Origin of the sequence: Paenibacillus taichungensis (genome assembly GCF_050994985.1) — a bacterium.
GTDB classification, from domain to species: Bacteria; Bacillota; Bacilli; order Paenibacillales; family Paenibacillaceae; genus Paenibacillus; species Paenibacillus taichungensis.
In genome coordinates, this window is sequence record NZ_CP194720.1 from 3,570,378 (window position 1) to 3,588,595 (window position 18,218).

Here is an 18,218-nt window from a genome sequence, read left to right on the forward strand (position 1 = left end):
CCACCGTATTGGAGGGGCTGCGCTTGTCTTACACTTCCATGATTTCTTTTTCTTTGGCAGCGAGTACCTTATCGACTTCAGCAATAAACTTATCGGTCGATTTTTGGATGTCGTCTTGATGTCTCCGGGACTCGTCCTCGGAAATGTCTGACTTCTCCATTTTTTTAATATCATCATTCGCATCACGGCGAATATTACGAATGGCTACTTTGCCTTCTTCACCGAACTTTTTCGTCAACTTCACAAGTTCTTGTCTGCGTTCTTCCGTAAGTGCCGGAATGGACAGACGAATCATAGTTCCGTCGTTCGCTGGCGTAAGGCCAAGATCCGATTTCATAATTGCACGCTCAATATCCCCCATGGAGGATTTATCCCACGGCTGGATCATCAGTGTCCGGGAATCCGGTGTACTGATATTAGCCAATTGGTTGAGCGGAGTCATTGCACCGTAATACTCTACTTGAATCCGGTCGAGAAGAGCCGGAGTTGCACGACCTGCACGCAAAGTGGCAAGATCACGTCGTAACGCTTGAATCGCTTTATCCATACGTTCTTCGGCATGTTTTTTAACCGCTTGTGGCATTAATCTACACTCCCTTTAACGATTGTCCCGATGCGTTCACCAAGAACAACACGTTTGATGTTACCTTGTTCCGTAATGGCAAATACGATCAACGGAATGTTGTTGTCCTTACACAGCGAGGACGCCGTTGAGTCCATTACACCAAGATCTTTGTTAAGTATATCCATGTAAGTCAACTGATCAAACTTGACAGCTGTGCTGTCTTTAAACGGATCTGCTGAGTATACACCATCAACTTTATTTTTGGCCATTAAGATGACTTCTGCTTCGATCTCTGCTGCGCGCAGTGCTGCTGTTGTATCGGTGGAGAAGAACGGGTTACCTGTACCTGCTGCAAAAATAACGACCCGGCCTTTCTCCAGATGACGGATAGCTCTACGACGAATATAAGGCTCCGCAATTTGTTGCATGGCAATCGATGTCTGTACGCGAGTAGGAACTTCAATCTGTTCCAGTGCATCTTGCAGGGCGAGCGAGTTCATAACCGTCGCCAGCATCCCCATATAATCGGCAGTTGCTCTATCGATGCCGTTTTCGCTACCGGCAATTCCGCGCCAGATGTTTCCGCCGCCGCACACGATAGCAACCTGTACACCTAGTTCAACTACTTCTTTTACTTGCTGGGCAATCGACGAGATCGTCTCTGCATCAATACCGTAGCCATTTTGACCGGAAAGAGACTCTCCGCTGACCTTTAAGACAACACGTTTAAATACTGGCTGTTCCAATTATTCACCCTCCACTTTGAATTGAACACCCTCGGCGTTCAACCAACAAAACTTCTCGCGCATGGCCTCCTGCTTAAAAAGAAAGGAACACAGTTGTGTTCCGCTCTTTTAGGAAAAACATTCAACCGGTAAGGCATAGTTTTCCTGGGATATAAGGGAGTAGCGCTTCGAAGTTTCATCATTCTTATATCTTCGAAAATCATTCCTGCTTGCCGGTTTGAAAACCGTCTTATTTGTTCACTTGGGACATAACTTCTTCTACGAAGTTGTCTACTTTTTTCTCAAGACCTTCACCCAGTTCATAACGAACGAAACGACGGATGGAGATATTTTCACCGATTTGGCTGATTTTTTCGTTCAGCAGTTGGGAGATCGTTTTGTCAGGATCTTTAACAAAGGTTTGCTCCAACAGGCAGAATTCTTCGTAATATTTACCGATACGGCCTTCAACCATTTTCTCAACGATTTTTTCTGGTTTGCCTTCGTTCAGAGCTTGAGCTTTCAGAATTTCTTTCTCTTTTTCCAGCTCTTCTGTAGGAACTTCTTCACGAGTAACAAATTTCGGGCTCGCTGCTGCGATTTGCATAGCGATGTCCTTAACGAAATCTTTGAATTGATCTGTTTTACCAACAAAGTCAGTTTCACAGTTCACTTCTACCAGTACACCAATACGGCCACCAGCGTGGATATAAGATTCTACAACGCCTTCAGTTGCTGCACGGCCAGCTTTGCTTGCTGCTGCTGAAAGCCCTTTTTCACGCAGCAATTCAGCTGCTTTCGTGATGTCACCGTTTGCTTCTTCCAGTGCTTTTTTGCAATCGAGCATACCTGCGCCCGTTTTTTCACGGAGTTCTTTTACTGCACTCGCATTAACTGCCATTATTAATTCCCTCCAAAAATAAGTAATTGTACGTACACTCTAAAAAAAGGGCAGTGAGAGGTTATCCACCTACCAACCACCCTTTTCATTTAATTCATTAGATATGTTCGAATCTATTAAGCGGAAGTTTCTTCGCCTTGGTTAGCTTCGATAACGGCATCAGCCATTTTACCTGTCAACAGCTTAACGGCGCGGATTGCGTCGTCATTACCCGGGATAACATAATCGATCTCGTCCGGATCGCAGTTAGTATCAACGATACCTACAATTGGAATACCCAATTTGCGAGCTTCCGCAACAGCGATACGCTCTTTGCGTGGATCGATGATGAACAGGGCGCTTGGCAGGCCTTTCATATTTTTAATACCGCCGAGGAATTTCTCCAGACGATCTTTCTCTTTGCGAAGCAAGATTACTTCTTTTTTAGGCAATACAGCGAAAGTACCGTCTTCTTCCCAAGCTTCCAACTGTTTCAAACGATCAATACGTTTTTGAATAGTTGAGAAGTTAGTCAGGGTACCGCCGAGCCAACGTTGGTTAATGTAGAATTGACCAGCGCGTTCAGCTTCTTCTTTAACTGAATCTTGAGCTTGTTTCTTAGTACCCACGAAAAGAATTGTACCATTCTCTCCTGCGATTCCTTTAACGAAGTTGTAAGCCTCTTCGACTTTTTTCACTGTCTTTTGCAAGTCAATGATATAAATTCCGTTTCTTTCAGTGAAGATATAACGATCCATTTTTGGGTTCCAACGACGAGTTTGGTGACCGAAGTGTACCCCAGCTTCGAGAAGCTGCTTCATGGAGATTACTGCCATCTTCACACACCTCCTAATATGGTTTTATTGTGTCCTCCGCCGGCATCATTTTTCGCCAAGACTCTCCATCAGGAAAGCACCCTCAACAAAATTAGCACATGCGTGTGTTTTAACACCGTTATCTAATATATCATAACTGATTGCCTGATGCAACAGTCTTTCAAAGCAAATTTCCGTTCCTTCATAGCGATACAGAACTTGTCATTATTTATACAAAAAAACCGCCCTGCCTGAGCGCACTCAGTTTGACGGTTCTTTTGTAATCTTGGCAATAATGGATTTGAAACTTTCGCCTTTTTCCAAGTCATAGGTACCAACTTGTATTTTAGTGTTAATTCGCTCTGCTCTGCCTGCCTTTATGAAAGCTTGTGCACTATCGACAATCCCGGCTTTCTCCAGATTCCCGGCCACGATGGCCAGACTATTGCCTGAACGTACTTTGAACGATACAGTAGCCGCAGCTTCGGGACTGTTAGGACTTGACGGTTCGGTCGTTTTTGGCTGATCGACTTCGTCCTGTTTGTCGCTTTCATTAGTGACAGGTTGCTTTGGATCGTCAGGTTGCTCCGGTTTCACAGCTGATTCTGCCGCTTCAGGTGCCGTTGCCGTTTTCCCCTGTAGTTCACTGCCTTCTTGTTTCTTCTTCGCTACCCACTCAGCTTCTGTAAACAACTCATCATCAGAAGCTACAAGCTTCATGTCCATGCTCTTTGCAGCTGCTTCAAGCTGTTCCATTGTCAGATTGGCCGTAGCCAACTCAGGGTCGAGATTACTCTCAGACAGTGCGTTTTGTCCAACCGTTGCAAGCTGCAGCAATACTGCACCAACAATCATGCCACTTCCAAGTCCAATCCATAAGGAGCGCTTGTCCATCTGTTAGCTCTCCTCCCGTTCTGCCAGCTGTAAAATCAGCTGAACTTCTCCACGTTGTATGCCCGTCTGCTTGGCAATGGCATCCACTGACTTTCCTTCAGCATGTAGATTAAACAGCTCTGCATATCGGTCCTTAATGGATTCACGTACAGGTTTAGGTTCTTGTACAGCGGCCTGCTGTTCTGCTTCTGACACCTGTTGGGCCGAATCTGCTCGCACACTGTCTACAAGCGCCTGTGCTTGCAATCCGCTTGTGCTATGTACCGGAATTATATTGGAGGGTATGTCTGTTTTTATCGTTTTACTTTCTTCCAGTTGATCCAGCCTCCGCTGTAATTCCTGAAGCTGTGACTGCATACGCTGATCTGCCGCCGTCGCCTCACCCTTCATTTCAGCAACACGCTGAATGAGAGCATCATTATCGTTCTCTATCTCAGCCATATAATGTTCAAGCGTAGATTCCATCTCTTGCACCAGGTGATGCCCAGGCTCCTGCACTTTGTTTTTCTTGGGCATGATAAGCGCATATGCAATTGCGCAGGCTCCTAATATGACAATAATGATCCATGGTGACAATTTGGGTTCTCTCCTTTTAATGCAGCCATCGGTGTTTAAGACTACATGTGAGTCACATGTCATCCATTACAACGACAGGTCAATATGTTTTCCTTTGTAGGGATGCTCAGCAGGTTTGACAGTTTCCAGCGCTGAAGTAACTTCAGGTTCGTTGGAGCCGCTCTGCTGCTCTTTGTTTCTAGATTGACCATCGCGTACATCTGTGTGCGCTGTTTCATCCAGCGCCTCGCTTCGTTGCCTTGCTTCATTTGCTTCTTTGGCCGTTTGTTCCGCTAGCAGGTTCTGGTCAATGACCGGTCTCTGCTGGGCTTCATTCTGATAACGCCCCGCCTCACTTGTTCTAGGTACGGCAATCTGCAACTCAACTGCTTTGAAACTCATACGCTCACCTCACGGTATCGAATGGATTTCTTTATGTGCTTGAATGCTGTACTTAAACGAATGGAACCATCGTTATATCCCCATCATGATAATAAAAAGATATTCGACTTACCGGATCTTTAATAAATTTGGTGTATCTGCCGATAACTATTCTAGAGCCTCCATAAATCATCTTATGAATATCGACGCGAGCCCTACTTGTATCTTCAAGAACCTTCTCAATTTCAAAGATACGTGTTTTCGTTTCCTCGCTAAGACGAAGGGCAGATTTTTGAGTCGCACTCAGTTTGATTCGCATGGACATTCTATCCGGGGTCAGTTGGCCTGCAGCAGCTAACTGATCCAATAATGTCAAAGCTTTTTTCGTTTTATCCAAAGCATCCATCTGCTCTTTGACTTCCTTACGTAATTCACTCAACTCATTACGGAGCTTAGGCAGTACCCCTACTTCAATGGAAGTTACAGTAGACATACTGTTGCCGACGACGCGTGCTGAGACCTTTTCTCCAGCCTGGATCGACCCGCCGACGATAAGTCCTTTGGTACCTTCACAGATTACCGCATGACCTGCACGAATCGTGGAATGCATAATACTTTGGGATACCAGTACATTTTCAGCCGCATCGACGTTGCCTTCTTGAATAAAGGTACATTTCACGTTATGCCCTGCTTGTATAAGCCCTTTGTTATAACCAATAATACCGCCGGTAATTTCGACAGAGCCACCAGCTTCCAACTCCGCCCCCTCGACACCTCCGACGACACGTATATCCCCCGCAGCTTTTACTTTAAATCCGGTAAGCACATTGCCGCGGATGACAACTGTACCTACAAAATCGATGTTACCAGTGTTATAATCCACATCTCCATTGATCTCGTACACCGGAAACACATTCAATTTGTTGCCTTCTGTTTTGGTAACCAATCCATCCAGAGCGGCATACATCGCGGATCCATCAGGATTAACGACAACATTTTTCCCCACTTTGAAGCGTGCTTCTTTCCCTGGACGAAACGGTATTTCTTCACCTGTTACAGCCCTTCCCATCGTGCCATCCACAGGAGGAATTCGTTCGGCAATGATTTGACCTGTTCGAACATTGTTTAAGCGAGTCACTTCTTTGTAATCGACTGTTCCGTTCTCTGCTTCCAAAGGTCGCCGTTCATTGGAATCGTCCATGCCCACCAGCACTTTAATAAAGCCATTAGTTCCAGGTACTGGTTTAATACCTTCGGCAATCTTATATCGATCCTTCACGTACGTCTCAGGATGACTCACAAAAACAAGCAACGCTTCGCGCAGCACACCATACTTAATACCCTGACTCGCTATAAATTTTTCGAGCTCATCCGGTGTACAGGCAAAACCTTCTTCCTGTTTGGAAAATTCAAGGTAGGCCGTACTTTTATCATCTGATAAAACAATGCTCAAACACTGTTCCAAAACAGTCTGCTGTGTCAATGCATTTCTTCCCCCTTTTAGGCTTTCCACTCCCCAATATCCAATGTTAATGCTCTCTATTCATATATTACTATATTAATCTTTACGCATAAGCAAGTCTTTCTGTTTATCCAGTGTTCCACGTAATCGTAAAATGGCCTTTGAGTGCAATTGCGAGATACGTGACGGAGAAAGAGACATTACTTCAGCAATTTCACTAAGAGAGAGATCTTCATAATATAAAAGTGAAACAACCGTTCTCTCTTTGACCGTCAATTTTTCAAGCCCCTGCACTAAAGCTTCTTTTAAGTAGAATTCATTTACTTTGTAATCCGGGTTTTTGGCTTTTTCATCGACCATTAATGAAAGTCGAGTCTCGGACTCTTCTTCCCGGATTGGGTCTTCCAGAGAGCAAAGCGACATAACTGCCACTTCTTGAAGCATATGTTGAAAGTCTTTCGTAGACACGTCGAGATACTGGCTCATTTCTTCATCACTAACAGAACGCAAGTATGTTTGCTCTAGCTGCTGGTAAGCATCTTCAATTCGTTTTGCTTTCTCCCGCACGGAACGAGGAACCCAATCTCCTTGACGCAAACCATCAAGAATTGCACCGCGCACACGCCATGATGCGTACGTCTCAAATTGCAGACCACGTTCATAGTCAAATTTCTCCAACGCATCAATCAATCCCATAACTCCATTGCTCTCCAGATCATCTTTCGGGACATTTTTGGGCAGACCAACAGCCAAACGCCCGGATACATAGTTTACAATATGAAGATACTTTTCGATCAAACTTTTCTTGGCTTCAAGATCGCCTTGTTCTTTCCACTTTTCCCACAAGTCAGCGTGGTTCAAATGTGAAGCTTTACGCTCGTTCAATTGCTTTCACCCTCCTTATTTGTCTGTCAGGTGACGAACGGCCTGCGCCAACTCCTCCGGCTCTTTGGTCCGGACAAGTTTAGGCGGATCCAAAGGGGCAAATCCCGTTGGAGCTTTCGTCTCAGATGGTGGAAGGTTCTCCCCAGAGGAGGCGTTCTGTCCATGTTTGAGCAAGTCATTCAGTTCTTGTCCATCGTCTTCGAGTTTAATGTCCACCTGTGAACCTCTTAGTTCTTGAGCGCCCGGTGAATCATAACCATACCCATTCCCCTCTACTGAAGGGTTCAGCAGCAATCCCAGTCCCCAGCGTAAACCATAAGCAAGGACAAACCAGGCTACAAAGCCGATCAACCCGCGTATTAAGCTGGTCATCAACACATTGCTGCTGTATGCTACAAAAAAAGTCAGAATAAATCCGACTATGCCTGCTCCAAGATTAATACGGTAGTTTCCTATCATGTCTTATAGTTCCTTTACACCCATTTGGACACTTCGAATAGTCAAAAGTCCAGTTTCACAGTCCATTTCAATCGTTCGTCCGTAATTCCCACCGGTGTCTTCGGCAAGAAGTGGAATCCCAAGCTTTTCTAACCATTCACGACAAGAATCCGCATTCCTCGGTCCGATACGCATCGTATCCCCTGCTCCCGCGAAGGCAAACATCTGAGACCCTCCAGCCATTTTGGACACAATACGTGAACGAGATGCACCGAGTTGTATCATTCTTTGTAACAATTCCGGCAATGCCGTATCCGCATATTTGGCTTTGTTCAAAGTTCCTTCACGAGCAATCTCTGAAGTGGGGAGCATGACATGCGCCATTCCGGCAAGCTTCAAATGCGGATCATACATTGTTAATCCTACACAAGAGCCCAAGCCAGTCGTACGGATTACGCCGGGAAGATGAGCAATGTTCAAATCCGCCATACCGACTTTAACGACGCTTTTGTCCTCAATCATGATCCAGTGGCACCCCTAGAGATTCAAATATCTTAGCAAAAGATGGCGGATCCGGAATCAGGAAAAATTGACCCTCTACCTGATCTTTGCCTTCAAAGAAAGAAGTGTCAATCAATAATGCATCGTCGCCCATTTCACCAAACTGCAACAAACCATAACTCAAAATGGCTCCTGCCATATCAATAGCAAGTCCAGGAACAGTCGGATACATAGATAGTTTCGTGAAATCTGCCAATGAAGAAAGGTATGAACCCGCCAAAATATTTCCGATTTCGGATAGAGCCGATTGTTCCATTTCCGTGAATGCAAGACCTTCCTTCAGATCAAAACCAGCAAGACGGTTCAACAGCATTTTGGCAGCCTCAGGTGCCATCATAAAGAACAGATTGCCTGGCGCTTCGCCTTCAACACGAAGAAATACAGTAACAACAATACGTTCATCCCCGCCCACTTTTTCAGCAACTTCTTCAAAAGGAAGCATCTGCACTGTAGGTACACCCATGTCAATCGGTCTATTAAGAAGCTGAGACAACGCCGTTGCGGCGTTGCCTGCTCCAATGTTACCGACCTCTTTGAGCACATCCATTTGGAATCCCTCAAATCGGTTGAACAGTTCCACGGTGTTAGCCCTCAATACTTTCCAGCTGTACAACCTCGCTTTTATTTAATACTTCGTTCAGGTTAAGCATAATCAACAAGCGAGCATCCTCCAGCTTGGCTACACCACGCAGGTATCTTGCTTTAACTCCACCAACCACTTCAGGCGGACTATCAATTGCATCACGTTTGATGTCAATAACATCATTGGCAGAGTCAACGATAAAGCCAACTTGCATGTCGTCTACACCTACAATGACAATACGTGTTTGATCGGTATATTCTGTTTCCGGCAAAGAGAATCGACCACGCAGATCAATGACGGGAATAACAACACCGCGTAAGTTAATAACTCCTTTTACAAAAGAGAAGGTCTTCGGAACACGGGTAATAGGCATCATACGCTCTATCGTCTGAACCTTGTCTACCTCAATACCATACTCTTCGGATCCTAATTTAAAGACAATGACTTTCAACTCTTCTTCCATGTAAAAAACCTCCCTATTAAATGTAAGACTTATCTTGTGTGCTTATTTAATAAATGCATTAGGATCAAGAATCAGAGCTACTTGTCCGTCTCCCAGAATCGTTGCACCAGAGATTCCTTCAATGGCAGGAAGATAAGTACCCATCGATTTAAGAACAATCTCACTTTGTCCAATAAATTCTTCAACGGCTACAGCTGCAAGACGTTCACCTTTGCGAATGACCACGATTTCAGTCTCTTGTTCATCCGCGTCATTGAAATCAGGCACTCCAAAAACTTCGCTCAACGACAGGTACGGAATTAGAGTCTCACGGAATGTGATCATTTTATTACCATGAATGTTGCGAACCTGTTCACGCTGTACAATGGCTGTCTCCACAATGGAAGACAAAGGAACGGCATATTTCTCAGATCCCAGTCGAACAAGCATCGCAGCGATAATGGACAGGGTCAATGGTAACTGAACAGAGAAGTTGGTCCCTTTACCCGGTGTCGAATGAATGGTTACATTACCACCCAGAGAAGTGATTTTGGATTTTACAACATCCAAGCCTACTCCACGGCCGGAGATATCCGAGATTTTATCAGCGGTACTGAAGCCTGGTGCAAACAGCAGCTGGTTCACTTCATCATCGCTCATCTTGGCACCTTGTTCTTCGGTAACAACTCCACGCTTGACTGCTGTTCTCAAAAGGTTGTCCCGGTAAATACCTTTACCATCATCTTCGATCTCAATAAATACATGATTCCCGCTATGGAAGGCCCGAAGGTTAACTGTTCCCAATTCAGGTTTACCTGCTGCTACACGCTCTGCGATCGATTCAACACCATGGTCAACTGCGTTACGCAGCAAATGTACCAACGGATCGCCGATCTCATCGATTACCGTCCGATCAAGTTCCGTTTCGGCACCCGTAATGACCAGATCGATTTTTTTGTCCAGTGTTTTAGCAAGGTCACGAATCATACGCGGGAAACGGTTGAATACGGTATCTACAGGGACCATACGCAACTTCAGTACAATATTTTGCAAATCTGTACTGACTCTGCTCAGATGAGCTACAGTATCCGATAAATCATTATTACCCGTCTCACTGGCCAACTGCTCCAGGCGTGAACGGTCAATCAATAACTCGCTGAACAAATTCATCAGTACATCCAGACGTTCTATATCCACACGGATGGTACGTGAAGGTGCAGCAGCTTGTTTAGGTGCAGTTTTAGTGGCCGCCAGTTTCTTTGGTTCTTCTTTCGATGAAGAATCCGATTCCGGGGATGCATCTACTGGAGCAGGAACAGGTGCAGCTTCCACTTCAGCTGTTGCCGCTGCCTGATTGGTCATTTGCTGAAGAGTCTCTTGATCCAGCTGAATGACCTTGGCACTTTCAATTTCAGAGATGCTCATAATGCCTTTTTCAAGTTCCTGCGCCTCTTTGGTCGTTATGTAATACAACGAAAAACTGCGCTCAAACTTCTCTTGCTCAATATCCTGAACGGTTGGAAACGATTTAACAATTTCACCCGAGCGTTCTAACAGATCGAAGACCATATATGCACGTACGCCCTTCAGCTGGCTCTGCTCGCTGACAAGAACTTCAATATAGAGCACACGGTGACCTTCAGCTATGGACTGATCCAATACGGAGTACTGGAATTCGTCCAGTTCAACCGCACTTGGTGTTACTGTACTTGATGATTGATTTACTTCGGCTACTGGAGCAGTACCTCCCGTCCATTCACCACTCTCAATGGCTTGGAGAGAAGCTACGATGGAGGAGACATCTGCTTTCCCCTCTCCACCTCCGGTAATATCCTGAACCATATTCTCCAAGGCATCCAAACTTTTGAACAGGGTATCAAAAATGAAATCCTGCATTTTCAACTTTTCGTTACGCACCAGATCCAGCACATTTTCCATTTTGTGCGTCAATGATGCCAAATCCTCAAACCCCATTGTAGCAGCCATACCCTTCAATGTATGAGCAGAGCGGAATATGACCTGAACAATTCCCAGATCCTCCGGACTGCCTTCGAGTTGAAGCATATTTTCGTTAAGGGACTGCAGATGATCATTAGACTCATCAATAAACATAGATAAATATTGATTCATGTCCATTGTGAGGCACCTCCTCCATGAGTTTACTCCGTTTATTTCACAGCTTGAACAAGTTTAGGCGCAATCTCCTGCAAGGGTAGAAGATGATGCACGCATTGCAGCTCTACAGCAGAACGCGGCATACCATAAACAACACAAGTTTCTTCATTCTCTGCAAAGGTTGATGTGACACCCGCTTCATACAATTTTTTCATCATACGAGCACCATCACTGCCCATCCCTGTCAGCAAAACCAAATGTCGTTGCAATGACGTGTACGGCAGCAGCGACTCAAACATCGTATCTACTGAGGGCCGGTGTCCATTGACTGGTTCTTCCTCTGTCAGCTTTATGGTGAACCTTCCATCAGCAGTTTTGTTGACTTTGACATGGAAGCCGCCAGGAGCAATATAAGCCGTTCCTTTTCGTAAAACCATGCCTTCCTCAGCTTCAACCACATGCAGTTCACTGAACGTATTCAATCGCTGGGCAAGGGATCGAGTAAAGTTAGGGGGCATATGCTGTACAATAATGACTGGAGCAGGTAAATCACCTGGCAGTTGCTCCAGCAAAGTCTTGAGGGCTCTCGGTCCACCAGTTGAACAACCAATAGCCACAAGTTTGTTGAATGATCCTTCCGGTCCTGCTCCCTTATGAGAAGGAATTACCTTCGAAATATCTTTGGATGGATCAGCTGAAGCTGCAGCAGTTTCCTGTTCTGCCAATCGAGATATATTGGACAAACGTTTTTCCTTAGGAGATTGCGTTGGCTTGTTTAGCTTTGCTAATTTGTCATTGCTGGCATCCGAAGCTCGATTTGAATCTCGCAAAGGCTCCTGCTTTTTGTCCAGGCGTCCTGTATTCTGCTTCGTCAGTGGAATAGTGGGATGCTTCGGTTTTGCTCGTAAGGATTCAGTTTGTCCGCTACCTAGACGTGTTCCTGGCTGAGCAGGTTCTATCGTTTTCTTCAAAAGACCTTTACGATCTGGTAAAGAAGGATCAACCTGAACTCGCTGAGACTGTTGCAGCAGTTTGCTCTGTGCTTCATCCCGTTTCTTCATGGATGCTTCACGATCGGCTTTTCGCTTGATTTCATCCATAGCTGCTCGCATCCGCTCAACCAGTGCTTTACCGACTTGGGCAATATCCTGATCATGCACAATCGATGGCTTACGAATGAAGTCAAACGCACCGGCCTCAAGCGCCATGATGGTCTCTTTCATACCTTGTTCATTGATACCTGAAAGCATAATCACCGGGACGAAAGATTGCTTCATGATCGATTTTAATGCGTCCAACCCATTCATTTCAGGCATCTCAACATCCATTGTGATGACATCGGGCTTCAAATCTTTTGCTTTTTGAATAGCTTCCTTACCATTTGACGCTGTTGCCGTAACCTTAAACTCCGAATCTGCTTCAATTAAATCTGAAACAATTTTACGCATAAAAGCGGAATCATCGACAACCAATACTTGATACACCGCCATGTTGTTTCCACCCCTGTTTCCTTTATTCAGAAATCATGTTGTCCGCTTTAGCCACTTTTTCATAAATCCTCTGATTCCTGTCAAGGTTTCGGATCCCGGAGCAGCAGGTGCAGCTAAATAGTGATGTGCGAGTTTCAATATATCCCTGGAAGCTTTTGCATTCGGATATGCCAGACTGTATGGCACTTGCCTTTTAACTGCCTTTACAACCTGGGCATCTTCGGAAATATATCCAAGCAGGGGGATATCGATCTGTAAAAATCTCTTAGCCACTCCAGCTATTTTATCCGCCACCCTTTCCGCCTCTTGCTGGTCTTCAACCCGGTTAACGATCATCCGAAAGGGTGTGGCATATTCCTGGCCATGCATAACTTTAACTAAAGCGTAAGCATCGGTTATTGAAGTTGGTTCAGGTGTGGTGATGATCAGGCATTCATCGGCTGCACCGATAAATTTCATGTTTTCTCTGGAAAGTCCTGCCCCAGTATCAAAAATGACATAGTCCATCTCCTGTGCAATTTCTTCAACTTGTCCAGCAAAAAACTCCAGATCTCGATCTGACAATGAGAACAATTCTTTCATCCCCGAACCTCCGGCGATATAAGGCAACCCGCTTGCACCAAGCTGTATGATTTCCTGTATGGATTTCTGTCGGTATAACAGATGGTACAGATTATAGGGAGATGAGGTTCCCATTAGGACATCGATATTAGCCATCCCTATATCTGCATCAAACACCAATACCTTCTGCCCCATTGCCTGTAAGCTCAGTGCAAAATTAAGTGTGAAGTTGGATTTACCAACCCCTCCTTTTCCACTGGCAACGGTTATGATTTTGGAGGAGCGTGAATCACGACCACTTCCCTCCACTCCGTTAGGCATGGAGACCATACTTCTGAGTGAGGCTGCCTGGTCCTTCATCGTACAAGCTCTCCTAACAATTGTTTGGTCAGAGAATCCGCATCAGGTTTGAGTAGATCATCAGGCACATTTTGTCCGTTCGCCACATAAGCAAGTTTAAGTGGAAAACGATGCAGTAGGTTAAACATAGGGCCGCAGCTTCCGGTCTCATCCATCTTCGTAAAAATAACCTTATCCAGCCCATATTTACTAAAATGCTCGGTTATTTGAACCATATCGGAACTTTTGGAAGTCATGCTCAAAACCAAAAAAGTTTCACTATTTTCCACAGGTGCGAGTAAACTTTGCAGTTCTGAAACAAGCAGCTCATTTCTGTAGTTTCTTCCGGCTGTATCCATGAAGATCAAATCACATTCCTCAAGACGGGAGATCGCACGTTGTGTATCACCTGGGGATTGTACGACCTCAAGCGGGACATTTAAAATGGATGCGTACGTTCTAAGTTGTTCTACAGCTGAGATACGATAGGTATCGGAAGTGATGAACCCTACCTTTCGCTGTTTGTTGAACATCTGTTCAGCAGCCAGCTTGGCAATGGTCGTTGTTTTACCAACGCCAGTTGGCCCAGCTACATACACAATGCGTGTGGTTGGCAAAATGCCCACGTCGATACGTTTCTCCAAAAAATGTGATATTTCCAATTGCACTGCTTGAACAGCTTCTACTTCATCTAATTCTTTTTCAGAGAGATTTGTCTGAACAACCTCAAACCAAGATTCCCATACTTCTGGCCAAATGTCTTGCTCCATCAACCTTTCTCGAAGAGCATGAAACTTCTCTGATAACGGATCTGCCGTTTCTCCTTGCTTAGACAACTTGGTCATCATCAGTTTGAGCTCCTGCAATTCAGACATTAGTTGGCCCTGCTGCAGATCGTTCGCCTGCTCCTGCTGCCCACTGGCTGATGTTAAACCCGAAAAATCCGCCCCTTGCGGTCGCGGTTTATGCTCGATACTCAAAGAAGATCTGCCGCTGCTCATGTCTGAACCGAGTTTACTCGATTCAGACACAGCTGTGGCATCCGTAGCTTTCTCTTGCACATTTTTTTCAGCGATACTCGCAGCTGATTCGTCAGAAGCAACGACAAACGAGCGAGCCGTTTGTCGATATGCTTCAGGTACAAATGCGCGAGGTACGGGTGAAAATTGATTTTGAACTTGATTTGTAGTCTGTTTTTTTTCTTCCTTATCTACAGCAGCTACAACTTCAATCCTTTTCTTACGGAACATCCCCAGCACCCCCCCCACCTTGATTTCCTTGGTGGACAGAATGACGGCATCACTTCCCAGGTCTTTGCGAATTTGAAGCATAGCTTCGGGCATGGTTTCAACGACGTATTGTTTTACTCTCATAAGTTCACCACCCCGACACTTTGAATTTCAACATTCGGCTCCAACTCACTATAGGAAAGCACTGGTATATCCTGCATGGTACGCTCAATCACCTGACGCAGATACATACGAATAGTTGGAGAAGTTAATACAACAGGCTGCTGGCCCGACTGGATCAATCGATTGACTTGTTCAGTCAACTTTTGATATACACTTTGTGTTGAAGCCGGATCCAGTGCAAGATAACTGCCTTGATCGGATTGCTGTACACTCTCGGCAATTTTCTTCTCCAGGCCAGGTCCAACAGTGATAACTCTAAGCGTCTCTCCTTTTTGGGAGAATTGCTGGGTAATCTGACGAGAAAGGGATTGTCTCACATATTCTGTCAGTACATCCGGGTCTTTGGTGTACGTTCCGTAGTCCGCCAGTGTCTCGAAAATTGTAACCATATCACGAATGGAAACTTTCTCACGCAACAACTTGGCGAGCACTTTCTGTACATCTCCAATGGACAGGACGGATGGGATGAGTTCATCCACCAGCGCAGCATAATTCTCTCTGAGATTATCCACGAGTGCTTTTGTTTCTTGTCTGCCAAGTAACTCATGCGCATGCTTCTTAATCAATTCAGTCAGATGTGTAGCTACAACTGAAGGAGGATCTACAACCGTATATCCTGCAAGTTCAGCTCTATCTTTGGTTACTTCATCAATCCATAACGCTGGAAGACCAAAAGCTGGTTCTGTCGTTTCGATCCCTGTAACAGATTCTTCTTCATAACCCGGACTCATGGCCAGATAATGATTCAACAACAGTTCTCCGCCGCCAACAACATTACCCTTAATTTTGATGACATATTCATTCGGTCTTAATTGGATATTATCCCTAATCCGGATAACCGGAACGACTAACCCCAGTTCAAGAGCACATTGCCTACGAATCATAATGATCCGATCCAATAAGTCCCCACCCTGCTGATTGTCAGCCAGAGGAATCAAACCGTAACCAAATTCAAACTCAATTGGGTCAACCTGAAGAAGGTTGATTACGCTCTCCGGACTTCTAACTTCTTCAATCTGCTGCTCCTCTTCCATTTGCTCCTCTGCCTCTTGCTTCTGATTCAGATTATTCTGCATCCTCCATCCGGCAAAAGCCAGCAAACCTGCAAGCGGCAACGTTGTAATAACATGAATCGGTGTAAAAAAACCGAGCATTGCTATTACAAAAGCTACAATATAAAGGAGCGTCGGGTATGTAAACAATTGTCCCGTAATGTCATCGGCCAAATTCCCTTCCGATGAGGCTCTTGTTACGATAAGACCTGCTGCTGTAGATATCAGGAGTGCAGGAATCTGGCTTACCAGTCCATCCCCGATCGTTAACACAGAATAGGTAGAAAGCGATTCTGCAAAATCGAGACCATGAACCGTCATTCCGATGATAAATCCACCAATGAGATTAATCAGGAGAATAATGATACTCGCTATAGCGTCTCCTTTTACAAATTTACTCGCTCCATCCATGGCTCCGTAGAAGTCAGCTTCGCGTTCAATTTTGGAACGACGTTCACGTGCTTGCTGCTCATTGATCAGACCAGCATTCAAATCTGCGTCGATACTCATCTGTTTACCAGGCATCGCATCGAGGGTAAATCGTGCTGCTACTTCAGCTACACGCTCCGAACCCTTCGTAATAACGATAAATTGAACAACGACGAGAATCAGAAACACAATGAATCCAATTGCAATCTGTCCACCAGCTATCCAGCTACCAAAGGTAGCAACTACCGAACCAGCGTCTCCTTCTCCCAGAATCAGCTTCGTTGTCGATATATTGAGTGCCAATCGAAACAACGTCGTGATTAGCAACAATGCAGGAAAGATAGAAAATTGCAGTGCCTCTTTGCTGTTCATTGCAACAAGCAGTATCATCAGTGCAATTGAGATATTGATGACAAGCAACATGTCCAACAACCAGGTTGGGATCGGGAGAATCATCATCAACACGATGCCGATGATACCCGCAAGGACAGCTATATCTTTTGTTTTCAATGAATGTACGGCCTCCGATCCCTTGTTATTTCGTTCTGCCCTTTAATTTATATACATAAGCCAGCACTTCGGCTACCGCTTGAAACAAATCAGCCGGTATGGCGTCACCAATCTCGGCTCTCTGGAACAATGCCCGTGCCAGCGGCTTGTTTTCCATAGTAATGACACCGTGCTCTTTGGCAATTTCCTTAATACGCAAGGCAACGTAATCCTGACCTTTGGCTATTATCTGCGGCGCTTCCATCTCCGAGCCTTCATACTTAAGCGCAACGGCAAAGTGAGTCGGGTTGGTGATAATTACATCCGCTTTGGGAACTTCCTGCATCATGCGCTGAACAGCCATACGACGCTGACGCTCCCTGATTTTCCCCTTGATCAGTGGGTCACCTTCCATTTTTTTGTATTCGTCCTTGATATCTTGCTTGGACATACGTATGTTCTTCTCATAATCGTACTTCTGATACATGTAATCGAATACTGCAAGCACCAGGAGCGCTACGGCAATTTTAATTCCTAAGCTTAAGGTAATCGAAGCAGCAAAATGAAGAATCGCATCCAGTGAAAAATGTGACAGTGAAGCAATGTCTGATTGGTAACTTGTGATTGTACTGTAAACGAGAAAACCGATAATTGACATTTTCAGAATCGATTTAGCGAATTCAACCAAAGAACGTAGAGAAAAAATATTTTTGAACCCTTTTATCGGATCCAATTTCTCAAGTTTTGGCTTCAAACCTTCCCCTACAAGAAGAAAACCAACCTGCATGTAATTAACGATTAACGCAACAAGTACCGCACCTAGCAAAGCAGGAGCAAGCAACAGCATTACCTCGATACCATATCGCATCATCAGAGCGACAACATTCTCCCCGGTGATCTCCATACTCAGTCGATTTATGAAGATGTCCGTAAACAGTCGAACTATTCGTTCTTTATAAAAGTTACTGAACATCATCATAATCAAAAACGTGAATAGGAGAATGGATGCGCCGGACAGCTCCATACTTTTGACAACCTGTCCTTTTTTTCGCGTATCCTGTCTTTTTTTCGGGGTAGCCTTCTCTGTTTTTTCCCCCGCAAACATTTGGAGGTCGAGTTGATATTTCATTCGAATCTTGTCCTCC

The 18,218-nt window shown here is 44.9% G+C and carries 19 protein-coding genes; all 19 read right to left on the reverse strand.

Annotation, left to right across the window (positions count from 1 at the left end):
• Positions 1-28 precede the first annotated feature (28 nt).
• Positions 29-583, reverse strand: a complete 555-nt coding sequence (frr, locus tag ACR1R9_RS15860; RefSeq protein ID WP_024630246.1) for a ribosome recycling factor — start codon at positions 581-583, stop codon at positions 29-31.
• On the reverse strand, positions 583-1,311 hold the full coding sequence (pyrH, locus tag ACR1R9_RS15865) for a UMP kinase (RefSeq protein WP_024630245.1): 729 nt from the start codon (positions 1,309-1,311) through the stop codon (positions 583-585). The genes frr and pyrH overlap by 1 nt, the downstream gene beginning before the upstream one ends.
• Positions 1,312-1,540: 229 nt before the next feature.
• Positions 1,541-2,191, reverse strand: coding sequence for a translation elongation factor Ts (gene tsf, locus ACR1R9_RS15870; protein WP_062326078.1), 651 nt, complete (start codon positions 2,189-2,191; stop codon positions 1,541-1,543).
• A 116-nt stretch (positions 2,192-2,307) separates the two neighbouring features.
• Positions 2,308-3,006 carry a 30S ribosomal protein S2 gene (gene rpsB / locus ACR1R9_RS15875; RefSeq protein WP_024630243.1) on the reverse strand — a complete coding sequence of 233 codons (699 nt, stop codon included), beginning with the start codon at positions 3,004-3,006 and terminating at the stop codon, positions 2,308-2,310.
• Positions 3,007-3,246: 240 nt separating this feature from the next.
• Complete coding sequence (locus ACR1R9_RS15880; protein ID WP_076289523.1) at positions 3,247-3,879, reverse strand: endolytic transglycosylase MltG; 633 nt, start codon at positions 3,877-3,879, stop codon at positions 3,247-3,249.
• Between the two features lie 3 nt (positions 3,880-3,882).
• The gene (locus tag ACR1R9_RS15885) at positions 3,883-4,455 is read right to left on the reverse strand and encodes a hypothetical protein (RefSeq protein WP_433923201.1); all 573 of its coding nucleotides are present in this window, start codon (positions 4,453-4,455) and stop codon (positions 3,883-3,885) included.
• Between the two features lie 66 nt (positions 4,456-4,521).
• Positions 4,522-4,836: a hypothetical protein gene (locus ACR1R9_RS15890; protein ID WP_076289521.1), complete on the reverse strand. Its 315-nt coding sequence runs from the start codon at positions 4,834-4,836 to the stop codon at positions 4,522-4,524.
• A 52-nt stretch (positions 4,837-4,888) separates the two neighbouring features.
• Complete coding sequence (locus ACR1R9_RS15895) at positions 4,889-6,298, reverse strand: DUF342 domain-containing protein (protein ID WP_433923200.1); 1,410 nt, start codon at positions 6,296-6,298, stop codon at positions 4,889-4,891.
• 75 nt (positions 6,299-6,373) lie between these two features.
• Positions 6,374-7,162, reverse strand: a complete 789-nt coding sequence (locus tag ACR1R9_RS15900) for a FliA/WhiG family RNA polymerase sigma factor (protein WP_072732409.1) — start codon at positions 7,160-7,162, stop codon at positions 6,374-6,376.
• Positions 7,163-7,177: 15 nt separating this feature from the next.
• A complete protein-coding gene (locus tag ACR1R9_RS15905; protein WP_076289519.1) occupies positions 7,178-7,621 on the reverse strand; it encodes a hypothetical protein in 444 nt (147 codons plus the stop codon).
• A 3-nt stretch (positions 7,622-7,624) separates the two neighbouring features.
• The gene (locus tag ACR1R9_RS15910) at positions 7,625-8,122 is read right to left on the reverse strand and encodes a chemotaxis protein CheD (protein WP_063566391.1); all 498 of its coding nucleotides are present in this window, start codon (positions 8,120-8,122) and stop codon (positions 7,625-7,627) included.
• Positions 8,115-8,708 carry a chemotaxis protein CheC gene (locus ACR1R9_RS15915; RefSeq protein WP_433923701.1) on the reverse strand — a complete coding sequence of 198 codons (594 nt, stop codon included), beginning with the start codon at positions 8,706-8,708 and terminating at the stop codon, positions 8,115-8,117. Before ACR1R9_RS15915 ends, ACR1R9_RS15910 begins: the two co-directional genes overlap by 8 nt.
• A 37-nt stretch (positions 8,709-8,745) precedes the next feature.
• Entirely contained in the window at positions 8,746-9,207 is a 462-nt protein-coding gene (locus ACR1R9_RS15920; protein WP_063566392.1) for a chemotaxis protein CheW, read from the reverse strand.
• A 42-nt stretch (positions 9,208-9,249) separates the two neighbouring features.
• Entirely contained in the window at positions 9,250-11,322 is a 2,073-nt protein-coding gene (locus ACR1R9_RS15925) for a chemotaxis protein CheA (RefSeq protein ID WP_326066377.1), read from the reverse strand.
• Between the two features lie 32 nt (positions 11,323-11,354).
• A complete protein-coding gene (locus tag ACR1R9_RS15930; protein ID WP_326066378.1) occupies positions 11,355-12,791 on the reverse strand; it encodes a protein-glutamate methylesterase/protein-glutamine glutaminase in 1,437 nt (478 codons plus the stop codon).
• A 33-nt stretch (positions 12,792-12,824) separates the two neighbouring features.
• Positions 12,825-13,712 (reverse strand): MinD/ParA family protein, encoded by an 888-nt coding sequence (locus tag ACR1R9_RS15935; protein ID WP_326066379.1) that lies wholly within the window; start codon positions 13,710-13,712, stop codon positions 12,825-12,827.
• A complete protein-coding gene (flhF, locus tag ACR1R9_RS15940; protein WP_326066380.1) occupies positions 13,709-15,064 on the reverse strand; it encodes a flagellar biosynthesis protein FlhF in 1,356 nt (451 codons plus the stop codon). Before flhF ends, ACR1R9_RS15935 begins: the two co-directional genes overlap by 4 nt.
• On the reverse strand, positions 15,061-17,094 hold the full coding sequence (flhA, locus tag ACR1R9_RS15945) for a flagellar biosynthesis protein FlhA (protein WP_076289514.1): 2,034 nt from the start codon (positions 17,092-17,094) through the stop codon (positions 15,061-15,063). The genes flhF and flhA overlap by 4 nt, the downstream gene beginning before the upstream one ends.
• A gap of 25 nt (positions 17,095-17,119) precedes the next feature.
• Positions 17,120-18,202: a flagellar biosynthesis protein FlhB gene (flhB, locus tag ACR1R9_RS15950; RefSeq protein WP_163760933.1), complete on the reverse strand. Its 1,083-nt coding sequence runs from the start codon at positions 18,200-18,202 to the stop codon at positions 17,120-17,122.
• Between the last annotated feature and the right edge of the window lie 16 nt (positions 18,203-18,218).

Excerpts from the sequence above, each read along its gene's own strand:
- ACR1R9_RS15910 (WP_063566391.1), bottom strand. The coding sequence starts at position 8,122 with ATGATTGAGGACAAAAGCGTCGTTAAAGTCGGTATGGCGGATTTGAAC.
- flhB (WP_163760933.1), bottom strand. The coding sequence starts at position 18,202 with ATGAAATATCAACTCGACCTCCAAATGTTTGCGGGGGAAAAAACAGAG.
- flhF (WP_326066380.1), bottom strand. The coding sequence starts at position 15,064 with ATGAGAGTAAAACAATACGTCGTTGAAACCATGCCCGAAGCTATGCTT.
- ACR1R9_RS15905 (WP_076289519.1), bottom strand. The coding sequence starts at position 7,621 with ATGATAGGAAACTACCGTATTAATCTTGGAGCAGGCATAGTCGGATTT.
- frr (WP_024630246.1), bottom strand. The coding sequence starts at position 583 with ATGCCACAAGCGGTTAAAAAACATGCCGAAGAACGTATGGATAAAGCG.
- ACR1R9_RS15920 (WP_063566392.1), bottom strand. The coding sequence starts at position 9,207 with ATGGAAGAAGAGTTGAAAGTCATTGTCTTTAAATTAGGATCCGAAGAG.
- ACR1R9_RS15935 (WP_326066379.1), bottom strand. The coding sequence starts at position 13,712 with ATGAAGGACCAGGCAGCCTCACTCAGAAGTATGGTCTCCATGCCTAAC.
- rpsB (WP_024630243.1), bottom strand. The coding sequence starts at position 3,006 with ATGGCAGTAATCTCCATGAAGCAGCTTCTCGAAGCTGGGGTACACTTC.
- ACR1R9_RS15915 (WP_433923701.1), bottom strand. The coding sequence starts at position 8,708 with ATGGATGTGCTCAAAGAGGTCGGTAACATTGGAGCAGGCAACGCCGCA.
- ACR1R9_RS15880 (WP_076289523.1), bottom strand. The coding sequence starts at position 3,879 with ATGGACAAGCGCTCCTTATGGATTGGACTTGGAAGTGGCATGATTGTT.
- ACR1R9_RS15925 (WP_326066377.1), bottom strand. The coding sequence starts at position 11,322 with ATGGACATGAATCAATATTTATCTATGTTTATTGATGAGTCTAATGAT.
- tsf (WP_062326078.1), bottom strand. The coding sequence starts at position 2,191 with ATGGCAGTTAATGCGAGTGCAGTAAAAGAACTCCGTGAAAAAACGGGC.
- ACR1R9_RS15930 (WP_326066378.1), bottom strand. The coding sequence starts at position 12,791 with ATGGCGGTGTATCAAGTATTGGTTGTCGATGATTCCGCTTTTATGCGT.
- ACR1R9_RS15890 (WP_076289521.1), bottom strand. The coding sequence starts at position 4,836 with ATGAGTTTCAAAGCAGTTGAGTTGCAGATTGCCGTACCTAGAACAAGT.